Genomic DNA, 24,621 nt, shown 5'->3' with positions numbered 1-24,621 from the left:
AGCTCCTCCTAAAACGGTTCGACATGCTCGCCGAACGCGGCGATCATCTGCTGTACGAAGGATCGACCGGCAACCGAAGCGCCGGCTGCCGTGCGAGCGGCGCGAACAACGTCAGGCCAGCCTGTAGACGATACATCCGACACGTCGGCCGAGAACGGCGCCAGCAATACGATCCGCGCCGATCGCTTCTGCAGCTCCGCCCGCCGAAACACCGACGCCTTGTATCGATCCAGTTGATCGCGGCCGAGGCCGGCGCGTATCTTCACCTCGATGCCGATCAGATGGACGCTGGTCTCGATGATGAGGTCCACTCGGTCGGCAGCATCGCCCATCGGGCAGACTTCAGTGCTGACCCGGTACCCCGCTCCCAGCGTCTCGAACCAGTCCGTCGTTGGCAACGCAGCGCGAAGATAGTGCGCCAGAAACATCCTCGAGGTCTCGCCACCGAACTCGGTCATCCACAGCCCGGCCAACGCACTCGCGTTACGCACCTCATCATGGCCCAAGCCCGCCAGCGCCCAGGGATTGATGAGACCGCCCCTCGCCTTGGCGGTGGCGAGCGGGCCTTTCAGTGACTGGAAGGCAGCTTGCAGGTCATCAAGCGCGTAGAATTGCTTAGGGGCGCGAGGCTGCCCGGTTGGCAGCACGGCACGGAGAGCCAGGAAGGCGGTCTCGAGTGCATTCGCTTGGAGACCGTCAGTCAAAGCGAGCTCTTGCGCAGGCTTCAGCCGCGGCGACAACTTCTCTCACCAGTACCGCCGGCCATACGCGACCGAGTTGGGCGTCGGACGGATCGTTGGTGTGAAACCGGCCTGAGTAGATGCCGATGAAGTTGACGGCGCCATCGCCGGCTTCGATGCGGCCGTGCGTGCCCTCCAGCTCGATCTGGCCATGCGCTCTCTGGATGACCGGTGAGCCGGACATGCCCGGCCGCGATGCGGTGTCCACGATCAGATAGCGCTGATGCTTGCTCGCTGTGAAGAACGGCTCGCTGGCGAACGTTGCCTGCTTCCAGACAGGCAGCCCGATGCCGAGACGACCGAACGGATAACCGAGGATGAAGATCGGCATACCGATCCGCTGCTTGAGTGCCACCGTGCGAACGACATTCATCGGCATCAATGACGCTTCACCGGGCGGCGGCAAGTCGACGTCCAGGGCGGCAATATCGACAGTGCGGCCGTGTTCGGGGTGCTCGATCCATAGCGGCTCGCCGTCCGCGCTGACGGTCGGCACTCGGACGATCAGTGGCGGTCGATCCCGATCGTTCAAGGGAACGTGCACCCGCAGGTGATCCGGAATGCCGCCCTGCGTATGTGTTACTTCGTAGGTCTCGTTGTTGCGGCCGGATACGACGTGCCAGTTGGTCAGGAGGGACAGACGTCCGTCGAGCCGCAGCCACGGGAACGCCGTCGCACCGCCAAGGAGCTGGTCGCCGAAGAAGGCCTCGATGTACAAGGGCACCAGCGAGCAGGTGTCGATCCCGGGCGCCGTCACCTCAACCTCTCCAGCAGGCGACCCACAGCGCCGGCTTCGGCCGCCAAGTTGCGGTTGTAGGCAAGCGGCATGCGCGGACTCTTCCAACGCAAGGCGTCCATGATCCCGGCAAGATCCTCACCGCTCGCGAAGAGGTCCTGGTTCAGGCCAACCCGGGTCGAGTGCGCGCTCACCCCCTTGAGCAGCCGCACCATATCGTCAGCGGTTAGATCGGCCAGTGCTCCACTGTCGAATGCGCGTTGAATCATCGCCCGGTAGATGGGTCCGATGGAGCCGGGGTGAAGCGCGACGGAGCCAATGTCATACTCGGTGCGAGCCGCTACTGCCGGCCGCGACAGCGTCTTGCGCAGGTCCCAGGTCTCCCGCCCCGTTATACTGTCGATGCTCCGTCCTTTCACGGCAGCCCGTGCCTTGTAACGCCGGACCTGGACGCGGCGGAACAGCGGCCCCTGGCTTATGCCAGCTTCCTCGGTCCAAGCGGTGATCGCGCGTACCGATCGCGGGCTAAGGAACGCTGTTGCCCCCTCCCCCTCCTGATCGCCCTTGCTCCGCCGAATCGCCAGCAGCCGCGCCTCGGGATCGAGCGCCTCGAGGATGTGCTCGACCTCAATCGCGACCAGCTCTGAAGCGCGCAGTCCAGTGTCATAGGCTACCGATAGGAGTGCTCGGTCCCGCAACCCCGGCAAATCGTCCGCACAAGCCTCCAGGAGTGCCCTGATGTTGATCCCACGGGGTTTGTCGCGCTCGATATCCTTTACCGGCCCCTTGAAGCGCAGCGGGCGTGCCTGAGCCTGAGCTGTGCCCTTCTCTCGCCGGATCGCACGCAATCGCAGCTTGACCAGCTCGGCCTGGGTCGGATCCTTCAGGTCGAGCAGCTGATGGATCTTGGCGATCGATGCCTTGTAGCGGCCGAGCGAAGCCGGCCGAGCCCCCTCCCCGGCCCGCGCATCGAGATAGTCGGCGACGACTTCCGGCGTCGCCGGGAGCGCGATACGGTTGGTCCGACGACACCAGAAGTCGAACGCTTCGACATCCGACTTGAGCGCCCTGATCGTGTGAGGCGAGGACGCTGCCTGGTAGGCGGCGATCAGATCGGCATTGATGGCGATCCTAGCTACGGCGTGAATGCAGGTCACCTGCAGAAGAAGGTCATTCGCCTTCACCGGGAGCTGCGGTGCAAGATCGTCTGTCAGAACGGTCATCGGGAAAGCTCGACGATCTGATCATAGGTGAACGGCTCCTGCCCGTAGATCGCAGCTAAGCCGTTGAATGCGTCGACAGCGACAGCCTTGAGAGCCTCGGGCTCGATCGAGACGAGCGTTTGATCATATTCATATGAGGGTTCGACCGCGGCATACCCCTCATCGCCAAAACTAAATGGTCCCTGCGGCCACCAGCTGTCGGTAAGGTTGCTGATGCCGAGGCGGACATGGATGGGCAGCGAGCCCCCGTGGTCCAACACCAATGCACAATTACGCTCGAGAAAATGTACCCATTGCTGGAAGAAGTATCCGGTCGCCAAGGTAAGCCGCTTGCCCTCGCGCTGGAAAAGAAAGCCGCCAGCGACTCCCCAGATCTCCCCGGTTTTCTCAAACCACTGAGTAATGGCGAGGGTCGGATCGACATCGTTCTCCGGCGCCCGCGGCCAATACACCATCGCACCGCCCTGGCTCATCCCATAATTGAACGAATTGGCTCTCGCGACGAGCGCCGGATGCCCCATATGTTCGACCAGCGATTGCTTCGCCCCTGGCTTGGCCGACCATTTCGACGGGATGACCCGCGCATAGCCCGGGAAATGCTGCTCCCATCGGACCTTCCGGCTCCCGTGCCGACTGGTCACCATTTGGGGGAGTTCGCGATCGAACCACAGATCTGGATCGCCTTCGAAATGCGGCTGCCAGTGGATGGCCTCGGGGAGCGGCGCCGGCAGCTGATCGAGCGCCAGCGTCAGATACTCAGCAAGCCGCTTGGCAAGATCCGCGCGGACGCGCCGAAGTTCTTCGCGATCGGCTCCGGCCGGCAGGTGAAACGGGATCGGCCCTCGCCGCCCGCGCATGTCGAACGGCAGCTTGTCGACAAGCGCCCCGTCGAACGCGGTATTCCAGACCTGCAGGATGCGGTTCTCGCCGAGTGCCCGGTGCGCATAGCCTAGCTCGATAAGCACGTTCGGATTGGCACAGGGTTTCCCTTCTGCCGATACCGCGATCGGCGTGACGTCGGCGACGAACACTGCGGCCTCGTCAATCTTGCGCAGGATCGTGGCGACGATGTCGGGTGTACCAGCGACGCCCTGTGTGTCCGACGTCAGGCTCGGCCGCTCGGCTTCGTCGAGGTCGGCGGCGAGCATGCCGATCGCTCGGTCGAGCGCGGAGCGGATCAGCTCACGCGTTACGCGACCGTCGAGATCGCTCTGCCAGGACCAGAAAACCGTTTTTCCCATCCACGCCGCCCCGTCCCTGCTCGGCGCCTACCCTAGTCCCTTATAAAGCCAGCCGTCAAACGCGCTTATGTGATAACTGTATTATCGCAATAAGCGTTTTCTCGATTTAGCACCATGGGGCGCCGTCAGCAGTTGACCAATCATTGTCATTCAAAGCCGGTTTCCGACTTCCCAAATGCGGACATGTTTTCCCGCTTGCTTCCGGGTCGCCCAATGTCAGAAAAGTCGGACGTTTGGGACTGTCCGGATTTACTCGCCAAGATGGAGAAGCGGTCTTTGATCTTGGCCCTGATCCGCTCATGCCAGTGCTACGTCCCAGCAAGGGAATGGGCGATCATTCGCGAAGGCGTTTGCCGAACCCGATCTTCGAGGACTTTCGGTTCCCTGGCCGACGCCACGTCACGACTTCGCCGGCCCGGTCGGGAATCGCGTTCTACATCTCGATCCAGAGATGATCGATCTGGATCGGAGACAGGCCGGCGAGTCGTTGATGATGGGATCGCAGGAACGCCAGGCGCTGCGCTGCATCGTGGCCTAGCAGCGCCAACTTATCCGTGACCGACCAGTTTTCCACTGTGTCGCCTACGATCGCATCAACCCAGCTATCGAGCTGCTGTTTCCAATGCGGGATGTCGTTGACCTGGACATAGCCGATCATCGCGGCACGGCTATGGCTGCCACCGTGGTGCCCAGCCTTAAAGCGCTGAATCCCACCCGTCGAACTGAACCGGCTGATCAGGTACTCGCGTTCGTCGCGATCCGCCGCTGCGGGCGTGGGCAGGCGCTTGCATTCGATCGGGAGCAAGGTGCGATACTCGGTGTATTCGCGCCCTTCGATCCAGATGATGGCTCCGCTCGGGGCGACGGCAAGGTCGATCGCGCGGCGGCCATCAGCTTCATCAGGCTCCTCGCGCTTGAACTGGATGAAATCCCAGCCTGGCGCGTGGCGAGAGAGACTATTCAGCCGCGAGCAGAGCTGCGCCGTCAGCTTGGTCTCGCCGGTCGCCGCTTCGCGCGCCGGATCATCGCGCCAGCCCGCCAGCGCACCGCCGATGAAACCGACCAGCGCCGACAGCCATTCTCCGGGCTGATGGATACCGACACTCAGCGCTCCCGCCGGTCTACCGCGTTCGCCTTCGTCCGCCAGCACCTCAGAAGCCCTGCGCTCTGAGGTCGGCGAGCACGTCGTCGGCGTCCCGAAGCGCGATGGCGGGCGTCCAAAAACGATGGCGATCGGGCTTCAACAAGAACACGAAGCCGTCGTCGTACAACCGGGTAATCCGCGTGATCGTCAGGCTGGTGCCCCGGCGCTCTTGGAGCAGCGCATCGAGCTTCTGGCGCAGTCCATCCGCGCCGGTCCAATCCACCTCGCCATCACCGAAGACATAGGCCTTGCAGATCGCCCCAGGCCAGCGCTGACCCGGCAGCGCCTTCAGGGCGGTACGCGGATAAACCGCATTGATCTGCCGGGCGAAAACGTCGTCGAATTCGGCAAGGGCTTCGCCCGGCGCGGGCCGCATGACGGCGGCGCCGGTGCCGAGGCGGATGAATTCGCGCTGGTGTTCGACCACATCCGCCGCAACGATCCGCTCGTTCTCGCTGAGGTCGAGGTCATGATCCTCGGGATAGGGCACGGCCAGAACGTCGGCGCTCAGAATGGCGGTGGCGCGCTGCGTGAAGAGCCGAGCGCTGATCCCCGCCACGTAGGCACGCAGAACCGTCGCTTCTCGGAAGAGCCAATCGTTGATCGCGCTCAGCGCACCGAGTTGCTCCGCCGGGGCCGCCAAGCCGACGATCTCGTGCTTGTAGGCGAGGTAGTGGCCGTTCCACACGCCATGGTGCAGATCCTCGTGCTCCTTGATGAGCAGCAAAGGCGGCGTGAAACGCCGCGCGGTCTTGGTGTCCTTAATCGGCTTGTCGGGCACGACGTCGAGAAAGCGCGTATCGAGCCCATCACGCGACAGGTTGCTGGTCGGAAGCAGCGGCTTGCCGACGAGGTGCTCCGCTGGGCGCGAGATGCCCTTCCGGCCGGCGATATAGCCTTCGCCGAAATCCCACTGATGCTTCTGCGCGAAATCCCGCAGAGTCGGATAATCGCGCAAGCGCTGGATCAGGTCGTGGACGCGGCTTCCGCCGAGCAGGTTCGCCCGCCAGATGTCGCGAGACTTCTCCGCGATCGCGTTGCCGAACCAGTGCAGGTCATAATAGTCGATGTCGAAGCCCTGCTCGGCCGTCGCCCGGCCGTTGCGGCGAAACACGGCATGAAGGAGGCGGCTGTCGGCGGTCGGCTGCACCGCCTCGGCAATGACCACGACGACCTTCGGGTCGGCCTCGCCCTTCTTGAAGAGGCCCCGAACCGAGACGAAGTCCAGAACCTCACGGACCGACCAGCGGCTGAAGAAGGACTGACGGAACGTGAGAGCGTGCTGGTTGTAGAGAAAGCCCGCGGGCTCGACCATCGCGAGCACGCCGCCCGGCGAAAGCAGCTCCATCGCCTCGCTGAGAAAGAGATAGGCGAGCTGGTTGTCGGCGAGCGCCCCATGCGCCTTGGTATAGGCGGCATAGCTTCGCCTCGCGCCGTCCGTCGTGAGAGCGGATTCGAACGGCGGATTGCCTACGACGACCGCGACCGGCGCCTGGACCAGGCCGCGCTCTTTGGCCTCGAAGAAGCAGCTCCAGTGGAGCGTGTTGTCGGCGAGCCGCGGAAACAGCTTGACGCTGGAGCGGATCTCTTCGGGCTGGAGAGCGTCGCACAGGCTCAGGCACAGGCTGAACGCGGCCAGTTCGACCGCCCCCTCTTCGAGATCGACACCATGCACGCGCTGGAGCAGCGGACGCAGATCGTCGACATCCGGACGCGCCCAGCCGTTGCGCCAGCGCCAGTGCAGCACCAGCCGCTTGTATGCCTCGACCAGGAAGACGCCCGATCCGCAGGCCGGATCGAGGATGACCCCGTCCCCGGCCATGAGCCGGTCGATACGGTCCCAGCTCAGCGTCTCTTCCAGCATTAGCCGAACCAACGCCGGCGGCGTGTAGATCGAGCTGGCCGCGTCTTTCACGAAGAGCTGGTAGATGTTGCTGATAAGCTCCACCGGCAGGTCGCGGAAGGAGTAGAGGCGCCAGAGGCTGAACTGCCCCGTCGAATCCTCGAAGCCCTCGACCAACCGCGCGTAGCTGGCGAGTTCGGTGCTGTCGGCCAGCGCTGCGCGCTCTGCATCCTTCAGGCGGAACACATGTCCGTTGAACCGCTCTTCGAGCGCTTCGAGCAATGTTATCAACGCCGGACCATTGCCCAGAACCTCGAAAAAGTGGGTGGCGCCAGGCAAGGCGCGAGCGAAGTCGTCCGGCAGAAGGACCGACCGTTCCTCGAGATAGGCGATGAGCAGTGAGAGGATCAGTAATCGCCGCTGCAGCCCGCCATCGAGCAACCTACGCTCGCCCATCTGCCTAGCGAGCTCGCGGACTTCTTCGACCAGTTTACGATGGGCCGATTTCTGAGCCGAAAGCATCAGGCGGCAGGCATCGGGGTCGTCCCAGATGGCGCCATTGCGGATGCGAGCGGCATCCCACCATACGTCCTGCACCGCGATCTCCGCGCCGATCGCCAGCGTGCGGATCGGCCGGCAGATTGGCGTGTCGTCGGGACCGACGAAATCGGGCGCATGCGCGCAGCGGAAGAGCTGAATCTGCCCCGGACCGGCGCGGTAGACGATCGGGACGCCGCTCCAGCTCCACAGCCGCTTGTGCAGCTCAGCGAAAGCCCGATCGTCGGCATGCGCGGCAGCATCGAAAACGAAGGCCTGCGCGACCGATGCGCGACCATGCCGGCCAGCTTCGAAAAATACCGCGCGCGCGCCGTAGCTCGCGGCCTTCTCGATGAAGGCGACTTCCTCGGGGGGCCGCCCCGCCGGAACATAGCCATCGACAGCGACCAGGCCATCGACGGCGGGCAGATCGCCCCCGCGCCCGATCGCGAAAAGCCATTCAGCGCCTTCGAATGCAGCGCCGGGTGTGTGGAGCGTCACATCCGCCTCCTCGGACCGAGGGCGGATGGAAGGGCGAACGGCACCACGATCATTTCTGCCGCTTCTTCTTCGAGAGCGCGAAGCCCTCCTTCAGCAGATCGGTCATCGTGATCCCTTGGGAGACCGCGAAGCCCTTGAACTCTTTCTTGAAGTCGGGACTCACCTTGAAATTGAGCGACTTGTTCTCGCCGTCGCCCCCATGATCCTCGTCGGCCGGATCGGTTCGACTGCTGGCCAAGATACGCCCTCCCACTGCGGCCATGTTCCCTCTCGGCTGCTTCGGTTTGGGCAGAAATACAGATTTCCGCCTTTCTGGCAATCCGGAAAGACGGAATTCCTGAAATCTGGAAAGACAGAAATAAAGAAATCTGGATCGACTCCTCGACTCACGCTGGCTCAGGCGGATTGATGGAAACGGCTAAAAACCGTTGTCATAACGAGAACACAATAGGAACATTTGGTCAACCTGCGGCTTTGTGGCGCCGAATAGAAAACCGACCCCTATTCGTCCAGACTGGCTCCGGTCGACCAACGCTCGTCGCTCGGTTTCAGGAAATACCCTTCCTCGCAACAGGCCGGCGCCAGGGCGTGGAGCGGCGCCTGTTCGTCAAGCCATTCGCCGATCGCGAACGGATCAATCAGGAGAGGCATGTCCCTGCTCGCGCGGCCGACGATCGCGTTCGCCGCGGTGCGAATGCCAGCGCAGTACATGCCGTCAGGCCCATCAGCGATACGGGCGTTGATCCGTGAGGCGATTTGGCGGCTGCTTACGACCAGACCCGGCCTTTCGTGACGGAGCGGCCAAGGTCGGCTTCTGGTAAAGTCAGACGCTCCTTGATTAAATCCATATATCCAATAACGTGGATATATGGACAACGACTCAGCCATCTCGGTCCTTGGCGCGCTCGCGCAGGGCACGCGCCTCGACGCATTCCGCCTGCTGGTCCGCCACGAGCCTGACGGCCTGGCCGCTGGCGAGGTCGCCAAGGCGCTCGACGTGCCGCAGAACACCATGTCGGTGCATCTCGCGACGCTGGCCCGCGCCGGGCTGATCCGGTCCGAGCGGCGCAGCCGCATCGTCAACTACCGCGCCGATCTCGACCAGTTGAAGGCGCTGACCCTGTTTCTCGTGAAGGACTGCTGCGGTGGGAAGGCGGAGCTTTGCGAGCCGCTGATCGCCGAGCTCAACCCCTGCTGCTGAAGGCCGCCATGACCGTCGATATCATCATCTATCACAACCCCGAGTGCGGGACGTCGCGCAACACGCTGGCGATGATCCAGAACGCCGGCATCGAGCCGCACGTCATCGAGTATCTGAAGACCCCGCCCAACCGCTCGCGTCTCGTTTCGCTGATCGGTCGCATGGGGATCACGCCCCGCGCGCTGCTGCGCGAGAAGGGCACGCCCTATGCCGAACTTGGCTTGGGCGATCCGGCGCTGAGCGATGACCAGCTCATCGACGCGATGATCGAGCATCCGATCCTCATCAACCGGCCGATCGTCGTCTCGCCACTCGGCGTGAAGCTGTGCCGTCCGTCGGAAGAGGTGCTGGACCTGCTACCTTCCCGGCAGCGCGGCGCCTTCACCAAGGAAGACGGCGAGAAGGTCATCGACGACGCGGGCAACAGGATCGGCGCATGACCACTGCGGCGCCGGCGAAGCCGGCGATCAGCACATTCGAGCGCTATCTCAGCGTCTGGGTAGCGCTGTGCATCGTGGTCGGGATCGCGCTCGGCTACGCGCTGCCGGGCCTGTTCGGCGCGATCGCCACAGCGGAGGTGGCGCGGGTCAACCTCGTGGTGGCGGTGCTCATCTGGCTGATGATCATCCCCATGCTGCTGAAGATCGATCTTCGGGCGCTCGGCTCGGTCCGCCAGCATTGGAAGGGCGTCGGCGTCACGCTATTCATCAACTGGGCGGTGAAGCCGTTCTCGATGGCGCTGCTCGGCACGCTGTTCCTGGGCTGGCTGTTTCGGCCCTTGCTGCCGGCGGGCGAGGTCAGCTCCTATATTGCCGGTCTGATCCTGCTCGCCGCCGCGCCTTGCACGGCGATGGTGTTCGTCTGGTCCAACCTCTGCGAGGGCGAGCCGACCTACACGTTGAGCCAGGTCGCGCTGAATGACGTGATCATGGTGTTCACCTTCGCGCCGCTGGTCGGCCTGCTGCTCGGCGTCGCGTCGATCACCGTGCCGTGGGACACGCTGCTGATCTCGGTGATGCTCTACATCGTCGTACCGGTCATGGCCCGCGACGCGCACAGCCGCACATGGGCGACCTTCACCCGCATCGGCTTGCCCGCGATCTCCACGTCCTCGTGGCTCCAGTCGAACTGATACGCCTCGCCTGGTCGGAACAGCAGCGGGATGAACGCCGGCGCATTCATCACGTCGCGACGCTGCGCCTGCCGCCAGCGGGCCGCATAGCGGCGCACCGCGTCGTATGAGCCGTCGAACCCCTCGCGCAGCAGCAGGTCGTGGATACGCGTGAGGCGCAGCTTCTCGCGCCGCGGTCGTGCCTCGTCTTCCTCCAGCAACGCGTCCAGTCGCGTCTGGAACGGCCCCAGCTTCGGCAGCGGCTGCACCTCGCGACGATACGCCATGTCCGCCTCCGGCGCCCGGATCGCCTTGCGCACCACCTTGCGCGACAGGTGCAGGTCCCGCGCTATCGCCTTGATGGCCTTCCCCGACGCGTGCTCGCGCCGGATCCTCAACACCGTCTCCAATACCAGCATCCCGATCTCGCCGCCTGACACACCGCCAAGCGAACAGCCTAGACCACCGGGATGAGGGGTCCCTTTTCGACGCCGATCACCCCGCTACCGGGGTCCCTTTTCCACGCCGATCCACAGGCTCGAGCCGAATCGCCGTGGACTGAGAGGTTCCATCTCTGACGCTGTGCCCGCCAATCATCTTTGAGATGATTCGCGTTGCTGTGAATGCCCGTTGTCTGAGCTTCGAAGTCGGACAAGACTTGAGGATAAGTCCTCAAGCGGCGCGTGCTGGCGAGTGACTCATCTTGATTTTCGTCCGGGTTTATAGGCGAAATGATACACACGCGGATGGTCCGGGACTCGGGGGCAATAAGAGGGCTTGTCCCTGCGCACGCCGGGTCAGGTCACCCTATTTGACTAACCACCCTGCATTTGGCATATCTGTCCGGGATTAGGGGCCATTATGCGGTGCTTTTCACGAACCGTGGCCGGTTTGGGTTCAAAAAGGGGACATGCCCATGCTGTCGGGTCAGATTCTCGATGCGATGATTACCTCGTGCGAGAATGCCAAGACCGTGCTGCGACAGGCGGCCATTGATCCATCCGATCGCAAAACGCTGAACATTTCAATGGGGGCGACAGTCGCCGCTGAATTGCTCGGCCGAACGCCGGAAGCGCTTTCCAAGGCTGAGGCGCGCGGACGCTTGCCCGCCCCCAAGACGGCCACCAACGGACGCCGATTCTACACGGTCGAAGATTTGATCGCCATTCGCGAGAAGCTCGGCATCAAGATGGGTAAATTGCCCTCCGAGCGCGCGGTCGTCATCGCCGTGCAGAACTTCAAGGGCGGCGTCAGCAAATCGACGACGGGCAAGCATCTTGCAGATTACCTTGCGCTGCGGGGATATCGCGTTCTTGTTGTCGATTGCGATCCCCAGGCGTCGATGAGTGTTATGTTCGACGTCAATCTAGAGGCATTGGTGGACGAGACGCACACGCTCTCGAACTTCCTCTCCCCCAGAATCGACGAAGCCGATTCGCTGCGAAAGACGATCCAAAAGACCGCGTGGCCGAATATCGATATCTGCCCCGCCAACCTGGGCCTCCAGGACACCGAGTGGGAACTGACAGCAACCATCGAGGAGGGCCCTACCGCCATTGCCGGCGCGTTCCGCATGCTGAGAATTGGCCTGGAAGAGGTCCGGCACGACTATGACGTCGTTATCCTCGATCCTCCCCCTGCCATGGGCTTTTTGGGCGTGAACACGTTGACGGCCGCGGACGGCTTGCTGATCCCCGTGCCGGCTCGGCAACTCGATTATCTTTCGACAATCCACTTCATGCAGACCTGTCGCGAAGCGATGGACCTCGTCTCGAAGTTCGACACTTCGATCGACTACGGGTTCATTCGCGTCGTCTGCACCATGTTCCAGCCCAACAGGACCAACGAGGCTCAAATGCTTCAGGTCATGGAGAAGACCTACGCTGGCCAGATGCTGTCGACGCCGATACTCCTGTCGGAAGAGATCAAGAATGCCGGGTTGTCGATGTCGTCGATCTACGAAATCAACAAACCATATGGGTCGCACCAGACGTACACGCGGTGCCGTGACAACCTCAACATGGTGTTTCGCGAGATCGAAAAGGATATTTGCAAGCAGTGGCCGTCGCGTATGGCGCAGGTCGGCACCGACAGACTGACGGAGGCGGCATGAGCAGCGCAGGGGGCCGGCGTCGCAGCCTACTGGCGAATGCCATCGAAAGCATCGGCACGACCCCTGCCCCCACGTCCGTGGCCGAAGTCGCGGATGCCGAGGCGCTGGTCGATCGCGATAAGCCGGTCGACGAACCTTCGACGCCCTCATTCCTGGAGCGGCGTGGTATTGCGTTCGATGAAATCGCCCGCACGGTCAAACGTCCGACTATCCGTCTGAAGCCCTCGGAATGCTCCATCTGGCCGGGCAATGCTCGCGATCATGCGGCGCTGAGCCACGAACGCTGTGCCTCGCTCATTGATTCCATCCGCGAGGAGGGGACGAACCGCGAGCCGGTTGTGGTGCGGCGGACGCCGAACGCCGAGACCCCCTACGAGTTGATCGTCGGCACCCGCCGGCATTTCTCGGTTTCCTGGCTGAATGCCAACAACCATAGCGAAATCGAGCTCGTAGCGCGTATCGAGACGCTCGATGACGAGGCCGCTTTCCGGCTCGCCGATTTGGAAAATCGAGAGCGCGAGGACGTCACCGATTTGGAGCGTGCGCGCAATTACAGGCACGCTGTCGACGCATATTACAACGGGGTTCGCACGCAGATGGCCGATCGCTTGGCCATCGCCAAGCAGAACCTCCACAACCTCCTCCAGCTCGCGGAGTTGCCGGACGAGGTCGTGGCAGCGTTCGCCGAGCCCGGAGACCTCAAGGTCCGACACGGCATGCGGCTCTCGCCCCTGCTGAAGAACGAACAGCACCGCGACGCGATCATCGCCGCAGCTATAGCCCTCGGTGCCGAGCAACAGGCGCTGAAGGACGCTGGAAGCGACAAGATTGAGGGTATCAAGGTCTGTGAGCGCCTGGCCGCAGCCGCAGTGGCTCCCGCGGCGTCGAAGAAGCCTGTACCCCGTGCCAAGCCGGCCCTCACCGCCGCCTCGGGTCGCGAGATCGGACAGGTTCTTGCTGATACACGGGCCAAGGGAATTACGATCAACATCAACCCCAAGGGCACAGCGTCGGTCGACGAGATCCTCGAAGCGCTCCGCCCTGCCCTTGAGAGTGCGAAGTTCAGTCGAAATTGAGTAAAATCTAGTTTAACGCTTTATTTTCAATTAGTTGGCTCCCGGTAAAATGCGTTTTACCGATGCCACGGGACACGAGATGCAACAGGATCACCGCGAAGACGGTCAAGTAGACCTCTTTCTCCCTCAGCTGACTGCGCTTCCTCTTCGGGATCAGCGCGAAACGATGGAGCGGCCCTTTTTCTCGCTGTCGAAGCGCAAGCGACTCAAGCCGATCGACTATGTCAGTCCGGATCGTAAGATCACCGTCCATGTCTCCGCTAATTCGGAATATGGTCTGGCGACTATCTACGACCTCGACATACTGATTTACTGCGCGTCAGTTTTGATCGAGCACAAGCGGCGAGGTGCCAACGACATCCCGCAGACGCTCCACGTCGTCCCATACGACATGCTGAAGACTCTGAAGCGCGAGGTTGGTGGACGCGCTTACGATCTTCTGGGCAATGCCCTCGACAGGCTCCAATCGACCACGGTGAAGACGAACATCCGCTCAGGAGATGCCGTCGAGACCACCTTCTCCTGGATCGACAGTCACAGCCAGCTTAAGGATCGGTCCGGAAACGTGCGGGGAATGAGAATTACCCTCGCGAAATGGTTCTACGACGGGGTGTTGATGGACGGCGGCGTGCTCGCCATCGATCCGGCTTATTTCTCGCTCACAGGCGGGCGCGAACGCTGGCTCTATCGGGTCGCGCGCAAACATGCGGGTGGGGCCGGAAGCGACGGTTTCGCCATCTCGATGCCAACGCTCTTCGAGAAATCCGGCGCGGAAGGCGATTATCGGCGCTTCAAGTTCGAGATGACCAAGATCGCTCGGGAGAACGATCTGCCAGGCTACTCCCTGGACATCGAACAGCGTGACGATGCCGAACCGCTGCTGCGCATGACCAGGCGCGATCGCGAGCCGTCCGAGGAGGGCAAGCCCTCCCCTGCCCTCGCCCAAGCCTCGCCTGCGGCCGTCAAGGAAAAGGCGCCCGAGGAACCGGCTATCTCCTTCCCCTCGAGCGGGCATATCTCGCATTCGGCATTCGGTGCGATCGCCCGCGCCAACCTGCCCAGCCCCCAACGCGACCACGGTCTCGTTGGAGACGATTTCCGGAACTTCCTCCGGCAGCGCGAGATAGCGTTCGACGCGAAGAACATCACACAGATATTCGCGACCTTTTGCGCGAAGCAGCGTCCGGTCAACTGATCGACGCCGTAGGCGCAATCCGCCAAAACGGTCTTTCAGGAACAGGGTCGAGAATGGCTCGCGCGCGCACGTCAACTTATCCGTGTGGACCGTTCCCGAAGTAACGAGCCGGGCCCCGGACCCGTCTGTATGGCGCCCCATCAAATGTGCGTGGGCTGCGAAGATCCAACCACGCGCGATCCTTTGCCAGCCTTCTTCTCGGATGAGCTTTGCCGGGCACAGCTGCGCCAGCGGGAGGATCGCCCGTTCCACCTCTCCAGGCAGCCGTCACGGTACTTAGAGAACGGCGCTTATAGGGTGGGATTTGTGATCAGATTGCCCGGATCTGATAGCTGAATCACTGACCGGCTGACGCCGGTAGGATCAAGCGGTGGGGCTGAAGCCGTCCTTGTGGGTATGTCGGTCGAGGTAACGCATGATGATGTCATCGGTGATGTTGCCGGATGTGGTCGAGAAGTAGCCGCGCTGCCAGAAGCGTTGGCCCCAATATCGTTTGCGGATGTGCTCGAATTCCTGTTGGATCTTGCGGGATGAGCGCCCCTTGGCCCGGCGCACGAAGTCGCTGACCGAGACGTGCGGCGGGATTTCGACGAACATGTGTACGTGGTCCTTCGACAGCGCGCCGTTGATGATCTTCACGCCCATCTCGGCACAGACCTGACGGATGATCTCGCGCACCCGTAGCCGAACATCGCCGATCAGCACCTTGTACCGATACTTCGGCGCCCAAACGAGATGGTAGCGATGATGGAATGTGGTGTGACAACCGGACCGATACGCCATAGCCTGTAACCTCGGGAAAAGCGGAAGCTTCACGCCTTCGGCGGCTTCCGCTTTTCCCGAGGTTACAGGCTAGCACGCGAGTCTGTGGCTGAAGCCAGTATCCGACTGAAGTCGGAGGGGTTCCTCCTTGCTAGAGGACTCTAAAGGTCAAACTGTCGACGCTCCAAAGAGGCTGGGGAGGGGAGGGGGAGTCATCCTCGCTGCTTCGATGCCGTTCCTGAAATACCGTGAATGCTTCGACTGCAAACGCCTCCGGGAGCGCTAGACATCCACAATCGGCGCCCATCGCCTGGCCAAGCCCCGTTCTCAATGTACCGTCGAGATCACTGGCCGGCTCCCGAGAAACCTCGAAACTTCGCGGTCCAGGCAGCCGAGCGGGATGCGCTCAAGGCAACAAAACGTCGAGATCATCGCCGTTTTAGGTCAGTTCCGCAGGGTCCCGTTCCTAAAAGACCGTCAATGATTCGCCCAAGGACTCGGGAGGGCCGCGGAAATGCCGCTCGACTCCTCCGAACACAGGGCGGCCTCGCCTGACGCCTATAGTTCGACAACGAGCGCTGCCGGGTGTAACATGCCTGAAAGGCTCGGAAAACAGCCACTTTGCGGACGAGTAAAACGCGTTTTACTCCCTTGGAGACGTCCTGTGGCCCGCGCCGTGCCCACGGTATTTCAGGAACGGGGCACGGTACATGAGGAACCGAATCACGGTTCAATGGGAACGCCCCGCAGGGTATTTCAGGAACGGCCAAACGGTATAATGGGAACGGCGCTGAACTCCCGACTCGCGCTGAATCGGCGAGTCGCGAAAGATCCATCCACAGCTTAACTTTTTATCCTATTCTCTAAAGAGATTAACACGCCTGCGGCGCTCCCTTCTTTTGAAGAATTGATTGGGAAGAAGGGGAAGGGACGATCGCCGCGCACTAAGCACGTCGTCCACCCAAAAAGCTCCGTCGCGTGCGTCGCCTCACACACCCGACCGCAGATCGACGTCGATTATCGCGGCGCCTAGACTCCTTGCAAGCCAGCCATCGCGGAGCACCTCACTACGCTCAGGTCGCCGAGGGCACCGTGACAGGAGCCATTTTCCAAGACCCGAACGAAGTCCGACCTGCACTGAGCGCCGCCAGCAGCCCGCACAGCGTGTTTCCGCTCTCGGCTATCCCCACGGCAAGCAAAGCGCCCAGAAGGCCGCTGTGGGGCCTTCCTGCCAAGCCTGATCACGAGAAGCATGCCGTTGTGGGTCAGAGAACCCGTGGACTGGACATTGCAGCTACCGCCTTCAACTATCGATAGACGATAGCCGCCGACTGCAGAGCTCGTGTTTCACCACTGGGACAAGGGGAACGAGACCGCGCTCGCCGGCAAATCAGTTCTTGCTGCATCCAGCGCTATGAATTGCGAACAGGGGAGGGGAGGCAGCTACCCCTTTGGTGAAAGGTTTGCCGGCGCACCTCGGTAGAGAGGCCCCGGCCAGCCGACGACATTCCAATCGTTCGACAGAAGGATGCTCCGGTTGATAGACCGGTTCATCAGACCGGGCGGCAAGCGAAAGATCCTCCTGCGGACTGTCGTTCACAAACTCTCGGCGCGATGCTGGAGAAGCTTGTCGATGTTCTCCATCTCGCGATCGAAGGCATCGAAGACCTCCGACAGCTCGCGGCTCGCTGGCGGGGGAGGGACCACGTTGCGCGGCCGTCCACGCTTGGGCGCTGCAAAGCCAAACTCGATGGCAAGGTCCGTGCTCAGGAACACGCGCCAGGTCCGCCGCTGGGTGATCTCCACGAGCAAGCCGCAGTCGACGGCACGGCCCAGCAGTTTGCTCGCGCCGGCAACGCTCATGCTGAGCAGCTCCGCCAGCGACTGAGGCGAGAGCAGTGGCCGGTGATGGAGGAGGGCCGCGAGCCCCGGGAGGTGGCCAGGTCGATATTCCGCGACGATCGCATGCTGGGCCGCGCGATGGAGCTTTTCCAGCTCGTGCAACCGTGCGAGGTTTGCGGTGGCGCTTGCCTCAAGGCTGCGCATGGCCGCATACCAGTCCTCGTCTCCGACAGTTCGCTTCAGCCTAAACGCCTTCACGCCGCCCACGAGGCAGGGCAGGGGAGTGGTCACCATCCCCTTGTCGCGCAGAGCGAAGGGCAGCGAGAGCCAGGGCAGGGCGGTGCTGTCGAGACGCGCATGCTGGCGGACCCGATCGAGCGCGCGGATCAGCGGCGAATGGTCCGCGGCTATCTCGATCTCGCCGATCGCGGTCGGGAGCGCGTCGCGCCAGGCGAGGGGGTCGGGATCGCGCAGCGCCGCTTCCCAGGCGGGAAAGCGATCGAACAGGTCGAGGTTGGTCGACCGCAGCGGCCGGCCGGGGATTTGCAGCCCGCAGCCCCAGGAAAATACGTCAATTTCGTCGATCTCGGCCGATTGCAGTTGCAGGGCCCGGGTGTAGCCACTCCAGGCGGCGCGGCGTGCCCAGGCCGATGCCACCGAACTAACGCAAAACCGGGCATCGAGACGCGTAATGGCGGCCGTGCAGGAGGCGATCGCGGAGACCATCTTCGCGCTGTAGGCGGGGCCGTAGCGGCTGTTCGAGAGAGGCGCGTCCACGCCGTCTTTTAACCCAGAGCTGCTCTCAGTCAAATTGGCTCGTATGCGTAGTCGTGATAATGGGAGATTATCACGACCCTATTATTATGAGAAGGACCGGGCTATGTCTCGCCGTCATGGCGAAAACGGCCCTCACCCGCAGGCAAAGCACGCCGCCCGCCGGCGCCGACGACGTCGTGGGCGAGGTCCGCGCGCTGGCTATCGACAAGGCGGCGGTCGATCCGCAGGTCATCGCGGCCGCGGCGCGGGCCTGGTCGCCGAACACGATCCGCGCGTTCCTTTCCGACATGAAGCTCTGGGATGCTTGGTGCCGGCGCACCCGAGTGCGGGCAGGGGAGGCGACCGCCGAGACCGTCGCGGCCTATGTCCGCGCGCTGTCGGGTCAGGATCATGATGAGGCGACGCGGGCGACGCCGCAGAGGGCGGCCGCGACGATCGCGCGCTATCTCGTCAATATCGGCTGGGCCTATCGCATGGCGGGGCTGGACGATCCGACCGCAGCCCCGCTCGTGCAGCTCGAGCACAAGGCGGCGCGCAAGCTTCTCGGCACCCGCCAGACGCAGGCGCGGGGTATCCGCTACAAGGGCGATGTCAGCGATCTCGACGCGCCGGCGAGCGGCGTGAGCCTCGCGGTCCTCCTCAAGGCCACGCGCCGCGATCTCCTGGGCGCGCGCGATCGCGCGCTACTGCAGGTCAACTATGATACCGGCTGCCGGCGCTCCGAACTCGCGGCGATGCGTATCGAGCATATCGACGGGCCCGACGTCGACGGGGCAGGGGTGGTCGAGATCGGCCGCAGCAAGACCGATCAGGAAGGGCAGGGGGCTCTCGCCTATCTCTCGCCCGCGACCATGCGCGCGATCGCTGAATGGTGCGACAAGGCCGGGATTGCGCGCGGGGCCCTGTTCCGGCGCGTCGAAACCTGGTTCGATGGCTCGATCCGCGGTGTGGGAGAGGAGGCGCTCAACCCCGGCACGATCACGCTCATCTACAAGCGGTTGATCCGCCAGGCATTCGACAAGAAACTGCTGGGGGCGATGAGCGAGGCCGAGCTCGAGCGCTGGGTCGCGGCCGTGTCGAGCCATTCGATCCGGGTTGGCGTGGCGCAAGACAATTTTGCGGCAGGAGAGAGCCTGCCCGCCATCATGCAGGCCTATCGCTGGCGCGATCCCAAGACGGTCATGCGCTATGGCGCGAAGCTGGCGGCCAAGAGCGGAGCGAGTGCGCGTCTCGCGAAGCGTTTCGGCGGTGAATGACAGGTTTTAGCTGTCCGCGTTTGGACAGTCGCAAACCGATGACCTGGCGCGGTTGGGCAGTGAGCGACACCGACATGCCTCAACGACCGAAGAAGCGAGCTCGCCGTCGGGCCGGCCCTAGCGCGCACCGATGGGGGCGAAGCCGCCGACCGGCGGGAACGCCTGTGCGCACTGCGACGTTCTTCTCGTCAGCGCGAGCATGCGTGACTGAACCTCTCCGGCTCGAAACCAAATCCCAAAGTGGAGGGCGGCATGGCCCGCATGTCGAGCGATTTCTTCGTCCAGCGCCTCAAGGATTGGGGCGTGAGCCGAATCTACGGCTATTCTGGCGATGGCATCAATGGCGTGCTGGGGGCGCTCCAGCGCGCCGAGAAGGAAGGCTCGGGCATCGAGTTCATCCAGGTCCGCCACGAGGAGATGGCGGCCTTCATGGCGACGGCGCATGCGAAATTCACCGGCGAGCTCGGCGTCTGCCTGTCGACCGGCGGTCCGGGCGCGACCCACCTGATCACCGGGCTCTATGACGCCAAGCTCGACCATGTCCCGGTCCTCGCGATCGCGGGCCAGGCCGAGAGCACCGTGCGCGGTGCAAGCTATCAGCAGGAGCTCAATCTCGACCGACTGTTTGCCGACGTCGCCGCCTATGTGCAGGAGGCGAGCGCGCCGGCGCAGGTCCGCCATGTGACCGATCGCGCGATCCGGATCGCGGTCGCGGGCAACGCGGTCTCAACCATCGTGCTGCCCAAGGACATACAGGATACGAAATATGAGGAGCCGGGCCAGGCGCACGTCTTCACCCGCTCGGGCACCGGCTATGCACATCCGATCGTCGTCCCGCAGCCCGCCGATCTCGCGCGCGCGGCGGAGGTACTGAATGCAGGCGCCAAGGTCGCTATCCTGATTGGGGCGGGAGCCCGCGGCGCGTCGGCCGTGGTGACCGAGGTCGCCGACCTGCTTGGCGCCGGCGTCGCCAAAGCGTTGCTCGGCAAGGATGTCCTGCCTGATCGAGCAGATCGAGGTGATGCGCCTCTGGCGCTCCCCGCGCCAGGTTGTCGCCGTGGAGATCGAAGACGCCGGCTTGCGACAAGTGCTGGACAGCCTTGCCATCGCTATCGAGAAGCAAGAGTCTCAAAAAAATGGTCAACCGCTCCTAGATTCATATGATCTGAGAACGAATGGAGTTGGCCTAGTCGGCCAACGCCCTAACGCCTGACGGCGAGTACAGTCCCAACCGACCGGACCGCACAAACCACAAACGGCAAGACCAAGCGGCAAGGTTGGACGCGCCGCTTCGCGTCGCGATGCTCCCGAGGGGAGCAAGCGTTTACCGTTGCGCTGAAATTGCCGCCTTTGTGCCCGGTGCAGCCGTTTTTCGTGCGTCATCGCGACCGTAGCGCCATGCTGAGCACCAACTTGCGATTGAAAACGCAGCCCACCTGGTAACTAATGCGCGATTCAGCGGTTAATGGACCGTCAGCATCTTGCTGCTAGGTGGTCGGCATGCCCCAAGCGACACTTCAGGCCTGGCTTTCACTCTATGCCGCGGTCGGCGTCATGGTGGCGCTGTGCGCTGTCCTCGCGATGATAAAGACCGCCTACGATTATCGTCTGGGAACTAGGAAACTCCCAACTGCGACCGTCCTCGATAAGGTACTCGTTGCACCCCGGTTGTGGATACGTTGGCAGATCAACTATCTGCTCGGCGCGCCGGCGATCCTCGGAATTGCGATCTATTACGCGCACTACCTCGGGTTCGATACTCTTGTAGATGTGTAAGCGAGTAACTGGACCCCCCTGCCCCGGAATTCCTGTCGACCCACTGCCAAACCGGCGGTCTGAATCGATGCTGTCCTGAACGATCCGGTGCTCCACCCTCGAGTGATCGCTGCGACATAGTCCATCGTCTCGCGAAACGGCGGAATACGGCGCATCGATCGAACGCGTCCTGGACCTGCATTGTACGCGGCCAAGGCTAGATCGACCCGCTTGAACTCATCCAGATGCGCGCGGAGGTATCTGGCCCCTCCCCTCAGGTTCGACAACGGATCTCTCGAATTGAAAACCCCAAGTCCACGCGCTGTACCGGGCATCAATTGGGTAAGGCCAACGGCGCCCTTCGGTGATACGATCAATGGGTCATAGCGGCTTTCCTGGGCCACCAGTGCATCGAAAAGCCCGACTGGCACACCAGCTTCGCACGCCACGGCCTGGATCAAGGGGTAATATTGAGCCCGCCGAGCTTCGAGCCAGCCTGGAAAATCGCCGCGTGGACGGTAGGGTGTGATTGAGCAAGCCTGTGGGGTGTAGAGATAACTTGCCATATCGGACATCGCTGCCCGGCCAGCTCCCCCCGAAACCTGGCCAGTCTGCATCCAAAGGGGCACCGATATATGCGACGTGCTTATTGCCTCCTCTTGGGGTTCCATTACGGGGCTGCCGAATGATCTGAAGTCATTGCCTAAAACGGCTTCCATGCTTGGTACTGGCGGCGTTCCGTCTGTTGGCATACCCCGCATTCTCGGGCCCACATCGATGACGGCTTCAACTGCCTGCCCATCAAATGTCATTACCTCGGCCTGCTTAGCTGCCGATGTTTGCGCCCATAGCAGTGCCATAACACTACCCACTACGCATAAGCTCGAGTTCGATCGCGTGTTCATCGATCATTGAACATCATGTTTCGATCAACCGCACAACGTGGAAAAAAATTCCACTATCTCCCAGTGCTTGATCCAGACTAGGTCAGGCAAACCCCCGTGGGTAGCAGCTAGCTCACAGATATCTGCTGGTTGGGTATCAGCTAGCTATCACATAGGTAGCGGTTGCCAAACTGCTAGAGAGCGGCTAGCTATCCAGTTGTTCGAACTATCACAGGATCGGTCATGGCTGCTGTCGTAGCATTCGTCTCACAAAAAGGCGGTGTAGGAAAAAGCACCTTGGCAAGAGCCCTTGCTCGCGAGGCGGCGGCAGGCGAACTGCGGGTTAAAATCGCCGATCTCGATACTCAACAGGGCACTTCGGTCGATTGGCACCGAGCACGCCTTGGCATCTCCATCGAGCCGATTGTGTCGGTTGAGGCATTCAAAACCGCGTCTCAGGCCCTGGCCGCTGCAGACGGCTTCGATCTGCTTATCATCGACGGCCCCGCTCGGACCAGCAAAGCTACACTTGAAATTGCACGGTCATCGTCACTCGTGGTTCAACCCACCGGCGCATCCTTGGACGATCTCAGGCCTGCCGTCCGCGAATACCATGCCCTTGTTAAGGAGGGTATCCCGACTGGACGGCTCGTTTTTGCGCTCAACCGCATTGGAACTTCGGCTGAAGAAAATGACGCGCGGGCGTATTTGACCGAAGCTGGGTATAATGTCCTCGACGGTTCGATCGTGGAACGACCAGCATACCGGCAAGCGCAGAACCAAGGCCTGTCAATTACCGAAACCAAATTCTCCGGCCTTAACCAGCGTGCTGATACTCTGATCCAATCCCTAATCGACAAAGTAGCGGGGTGAATGATGGCCGATATCTCGAAGCTAAAGAAGGCTACTCGTTTGGGTTCACCCCCACCAATCAGTGAGGCGAGCCAGAATTTGGATGCACCCGAAGTAGCCCCCGCCCCTCCGGCTGCACCGCTGATAACCGCAACCCGCATTGATGCCCGCAGTTCGCGCAAGACTAACCGCACTCAACAATTTGCGACTAGGGTCACACCCGAATGGGACAATCGAATCCGCGAAATAGCTCAACGTGAGGGTCTGCTTCTTACAGAAGTGCTCGAGAAGGCACTCGACGCTTATGAGAAACTGCTAGCTCAAAGGTAGCTAGCCGCTAGATGCCAGCCATCTCAACGCTAGATAGCGGAGGTCTAACTGCTAACACGGGGATCTTCCGCTAGCTGCTAGCCAGCAGCTACTGAGTCACCTAGGAAGGGAGAGAAGGGGGTCAGAGGCAGCGAGAAAGGATCGGTCATGCCCCTCGTTGCGCTGAAACCCACCCAGACCATCGTGGACATCGTCGGCGCCCTCGGCGGCACCTGGCACGGCTACAACGCCATGTGCCGTTGCCCGGCCCACGCCGACAGCGATCCCAGCCTCTCGATCCGGCAGGGCCATGACGGCATCCTCGTTCACTGCTTCGCCGGCTGCACCGCCGAGGACGTGCTCCGCGAGATCGCGCGCATCAGACCCGGACGCACCTACGACCCACCCGCTGAACAGCGCACCGGCAGACCCGCCAACATCGAACGGCTGTGGAACGAGGGGTTGCCGATCGCCGGAACGCCCGCGGAAGCCTATCTCCGCTTTCGCGGCATCACCGGCGCCTTCGACGACCTGAGCTACCACCCGCGCTGTCCGTGGGGACCGAAACCGCATACCCGGTTCCTCCCGGCGCTGCTGATCGCGGCGCGGGAGGGGCGCACGCTGCGCTCGATTCAGCGCATCTTCCTCGACCTCGCGCATGGCGGCTATCTCGACAAGGCGACGCTCGGCACGCCGGGAGGTGCGACCTGGCAGGGCATGCGCGTCACCGACACATTGGCGCTTGGTGAGGGGTTCGAGACCTCGGCCGCCTTCACCCAGATCCACGGCATCCCGTGCTGGGCGACGCTCGGCGCGGCGCGGCTCGACCGTGTCCACATCCTCGATAGCGTCACCACGCTGATCTTCGCCGAGGACAATGACTTCGAGGGCCGACGCGCACGACGCAAGGCGTGGGCCGCCTATCGGCCGCGCCGGCTGACGCTGAAGCGGATGCCGCCACCCTCACGTTATGGCGACTGGGCCGACGTCGTGAAACCCGGAGCCTGAGAGGGAAGGGGGGTCGGGGTCGTGAGCTGCACGAGCAGCCACAGACCCGGAGACCCCCATGACCGACCTGTTCGACCCTGCGCCCGCGCGCGCCGACCATGCCACCGCTGCCGCCCGCCTGCTGCTCCCCGCGATCGCCGGCGACGCGAAGATCACCCGAGCGATGCTCAACGACGCGATGATCCGCGCCTATGGCGGCACCGACGCCGATGGTCACTGGACCCAGCGCGAGAGCTTCGAGGTGCTGGAGCATGCGACCGCGCTGGCGGTATGCGCAGCAGGCACCACGCCGGCGGTCGACGCCGCGATCGGGCTTATGGCGCGCCTTCCTACCCAGACCGTGCGCAGCGAGGAGCAGATCGACTGGCAGCAATTCTCGACCCCGCTCGATCTCGCCACGATCACGGTCATGCTCGCGAACGCACGCGCGGATGACATCGTACTCGAACCGAGCGCCGGCAACGGTCTCCTGGTAGCGGGCCTCCCGCCGATCGCGGCGCTCCAGCTCAACGAGA

At 62.6% G+C, this 24,621-nt stretch carries 22 protein-coding genes and 3 pseudogenes; 13 read left to right on the top strand and 12 right to left on the bottom strand.

Annotation, left to right across the window (positions count from 1 at the left end; all coding sequences use genetic code 11):
- Nucleotides 1-8 precede the first annotated feature (8 nt).
- The 8 genes from CA237_RS14995 to CA237_RS19725 all read right to left on the bottom strand — a co-directional run bounded on the left by CA237_RS14995 (nt 9) and on the right by CA237_RS19725 (nt 8,616).
- On the bottom strand, nt 9-704 hold the full coding sequence (locus CA237_RS14995) for a PD-(D/E)XK nuclease family protein (protein WP_164523888.1): 696 nt from the start codon (nt 702-704) through the stop codon (nt 9-11).
- Nucleotides 697-1,497, bottom strand: coding sequence for a trypsin-like peptidase domain-containing protein (locus tag CA237_RS14990; protein WP_164523887.1), 801 nt, complete (start codon nt 1,495-1,497; stop codon nt 697-699). The genes CA237_RS14995 and CA237_RS14990 overlap by 8 nt, the downstream gene beginning before the upstream one ends.
- Nucleotides 1,494-2,699 carry a tyrosine-type recombinase/integrase gene (locus tag CA237_RS14985; RefSeq protein WP_126014533.1) on the bottom strand — a complete coding sequence of 402 codons (1,206 nt, stop codon included), beginning with the start codon at nt 2,697-2,699 and terminating at the stop codon, nt 1,494-1,496. Before CA237_RS14985 ends, CA237_RS14990 begins: the two co-directional genes overlap by 4 nt.
- Complete coding sequence (locus CA237_RS14980; RefSeq protein WP_126014531.1) at nt 2,696-3,940, bottom strand: hypothetical protein; 1,245 nt, start codon at nt 3,938-3,940, stop codon at nt 2,696-2,698. Before CA237_RS14980 ends, CA237_RS14985 begins: the two co-directional genes overlap by 4 nt.
- A gap of 433 nt (nt 3,941-4,373) precedes the next feature.
- Nucleotides 4,374-5,090, bottom strand: a complete 717-nt coding sequence (locus CA237_RS14975; protein WP_062788366.1) for a hypothetical protein — start codon at nt 5,088-5,090, stop codon at nt 4,374-4,376.
- A 1-nt stretch (nt 5,091) separates the two neighbouring features.
- On the bottom strand, nt 5,092-7,965 hold the full coding sequence (locus CA237_RS14970; protein WP_206432992.1) for an N-6 DNA methylase: 2,874 nt from the start codon (nt 7,963-7,965) through the stop codon (nt 5,092-5,094).
- 49 nt (nt 7,966-8,014) lie between these two features.
- Nucleotides 8,015-8,227, bottom strand: a complete 213-nt coding sequence (locus CA237_RS14965; RefSeq protein ID WP_206432991.1) for a hypothetical protein — start codon at nt 8,225-8,227, stop codon at nt 8,015-8,017.
- Between the two features lie 239 nt (nt 8,228-8,466).
- Entirely contained in the window at nt 8,467-8,616 is a 150-nt protein-coding gene (locus CA237_RS19725; protein ID WP_162854508.1) for a hypothetical protein, read from the bottom strand.
- Nucleotides 8,617-8,833: 217 nt separating this feature from the next.
- Here CA237_RS19725 and CA237_RS14960 point away from each other — a divergent pair, with 217 nt between their 5' ends.
- The 3 genes and pseudogenes from CA237_RS14960 to CA237_RS14950 form a co-directional block, all read left to right on the top strand.
- Nucleotides 8,834-9,166, top strand: coding sequence for a metalloregulator ArsR/SmtB family transcription factor (locus tag CA237_RS14960; RefSeq protein WP_126014529.1), 333 nt, complete (start codon nt 8,834-8,836; stop codon nt 9,164-9,166).
- A gap of 8 nt (nt 9,167-9,174) precedes the next feature.
- Nucleotides 9,175-9,606, top strand: a complete 432-nt coding sequence (arsC, locus tag CA237_RS14955) for an arsenate reductase (glutaredoxin) (RefSeq protein WP_048937963.1) — start codon at nt 9,175-9,177, stop codon at nt 9,604-9,606.
- Nucleotides 9,603-10,208 (top strand): annotated as a pseudogene (locus tag CA237_RS14950) (bile acid:sodium symporter); the annotation flags it as partial. The gene arsC and the pseudogene CA237_RS14950, both read left to right, overlap by 4 nt.
- Here CA237_RS14950 and CA237_RS14945 read toward each other — a convergent pair.
- Nucleotides 10,208-10,696 (bottom strand): annotated as a pseudogene (locus tag CA237_RS14945) (IS21 family transposase); the annotation flags it as partial. The pseudogenes CA237_RS14950 and CA237_RS14945 overlap by 1 nt on opposite strands.
- A 497-nt stretch (nt 10,697-11,193) precedes the next feature.
- Here CA237_RS14945 and CA237_RS14940 point away from each other — a divergent pair.
- From CA237_RS14940 to CA237_RS14930, 3 genes are all read left to right on the top strand, one after another.
- Nucleotides 11,194-12,390, top strand: a complete 1,197-nt coding sequence (locus CA237_RS14940) for an AAA family ATPase (RefSeq protein WP_029623213.1) — start codon at nt 11,194-11,196, stop codon at nt 12,388-12,390.
- On the top strand, nt 12,387-13,466 hold the full coding sequence (locus CA237_RS14935) for a ParB/RepB/Spo0J family partition protein (RefSeq protein ID WP_010408848.1): 1,080 nt from the start codon (nt 12,387-12,389) through the stop codon (nt 13,464-13,466). The genes CA237_RS14940 and CA237_RS14935 overlap by 4 nt, the downstream gene beginning before the upstream one ends.
- A 79-nt stretch (nt 13,467-13,545) precedes the next feature.
- The gene (locus CA237_RS14930; RefSeq protein ID WP_029623214.1) at nt 13,546-14,661 is read left to right on the top strand and encodes a replication initiator protein A; all 1,116 of its coding nucleotides are present in this window, start codon (nt 13,546-13,548) and stop codon (nt 14,659-14,661) included.
- A 363-nt stretch (nt 14,662-15,024) separates the two neighbouring features.
- Here CA237_RS14930 and tnpA read toward each other — a convergent pair whose 3' ends face one another.
- On the bottom strand, nt 15,025-15,444 hold the full coding sequence (gene tnpA / locus CA237_RS14925) for an IS200/IS605 family transposase (protein ID WP_010408862.1): 420 nt from the start codon (nt 15,442-15,444) through the stop codon (nt 15,025-15,027).
- Between the two features lie 1,575 nt (nt 15,445-17,019).
- A complete protein-coding gene (locus CA237_RS14920) occupies nt 17,020-18,042 on the bottom strand; it encodes a hypothetical protein (RefSeq protein ID WP_205499236.1) in 1,023 nt (340 codons plus the stop codon).
- Between the two features lie 116 nt (nt 18,043-18,158).
- Here CA237_RS14920 and CA237_RS14915 point away from each other — a divergent pair, with 116 nt between their 5' ends.
- The 3 genes from CA237_RS14915 to CA237_RS14900 all read left to right on the top strand — a co-directional run bounded on the left by CA237_RS14915 (nt 18,159) and on the right by CA237_RS14900 (nt 21,074).
- Nucleotides 18,159-19,298, top strand: a complete 1,140-nt coding sequence (locus CA237_RS14915; protein WP_010408866.1) for a tyrosine-type recombinase/integrase — start codon at nt 18,159-18,161, stop codon at nt 19,296-19,298.
- A 252-nt stretch (nt 19,299-19,550) separates the two neighbouring features.
- Nucleotides 19,551-20,462, top strand: coding sequence for a thiamine pyrophosphate-binding protein (locus CA237_RS14910; RefSeq protein ID WP_231902858.1), 912 nt, complete (start codon nt 19,551-19,553; stop codon nt 20,460-20,462).
- A gap of 336 nt (nt 20,463-20,798) precedes the next feature.
- Nucleotides 20,799-21,074 carry a hypothetical protein gene (locus CA237_RS14900; protein WP_010408871.1) on the top strand — a complete coding sequence of 92 codons (276 nt, stop codon included), beginning with the start codon at nt 20,799-20,801 and terminating at the stop codon, nt 21,072-21,074.
- Here the strand turns inward: CA237_RS14900 and CA237_RS19910 are convergent.
- Nucleotides 21,041-21,619, bottom strand: a complete 579-nt coding sequence (locus CA237_RS19910) for a lytic transglycosylase domain-containing protein (RefSeq protein WP_079247005.1) — start codon at nt 21,617-21,619, stop codon at nt 21,041-21,043. The genes CA237_RS14900 and CA237_RS19910 overlap by 34 nt on opposite strands.
- A gap of 561 nt (nt 21,620-22,180) precedes the next feature.
- On the opposite strand from CA237_RS19910, the gene CA237_RS14890 reads away from it, so the two are divergent.
- The 4 genes and pseudogenes from CA237_RS14890 to CA237_RS14875 form a co-directional block, all read left to right on the top strand.
- A complete protein-coding gene (locus tag CA237_RS14890; RefSeq protein WP_029623217.1) occupies nt 22,181-22,810 on the top strand; it encodes a ParA family protein in 630 nt (209 codons plus the stop codon).
- Nucleotides 22,811-23,119 carry a hypothetical protein gene (locus CA237_RS14885; RefSeq protein ID WP_231472243.1) on the top strand — a complete coding sequence of 103 codons (309 nt, stop codon included), beginning with the start codon at nt 22,811-22,813 and terminating at the stop codon, nt 23,117-23,119.
- A gap of 147 nt (nt 23,120-23,266) precedes the next feature.
- The gene (locus CA237_RS14880) at nt 23,267-24,106 is read left to right on the top strand and encodes a toprim domain-containing protein (RefSeq protein WP_126014527.1); all 840 of its coding nucleotides are present in this window, start codon (nt 23,267-23,269) and stop codon (nt 24,104-24,106) included.
- Nucleotides 24,107-24,164: 58 nt separating this feature from the next.
- A pseudogene (locus CA237_RS14875) lies at nt 24,165-24,621 on the top strand (methylase); the annotation flags it as partial.

This window comes from Sphingomonas sp. ABOLH, assembly GCF_003951715.1.
GTDB lineage: Bacteria > Pseudomonadota > Alphaproteobacteria > Sphingomonadales > Sphingomonadaceae > Sphingomonas > Sphingomonas hankookensis_A.
The sequence above is the reverse complement of the archived record's forward strand: the minus strand, read 5'-3'. Positions and strand labels throughout refer to the sequence as shown.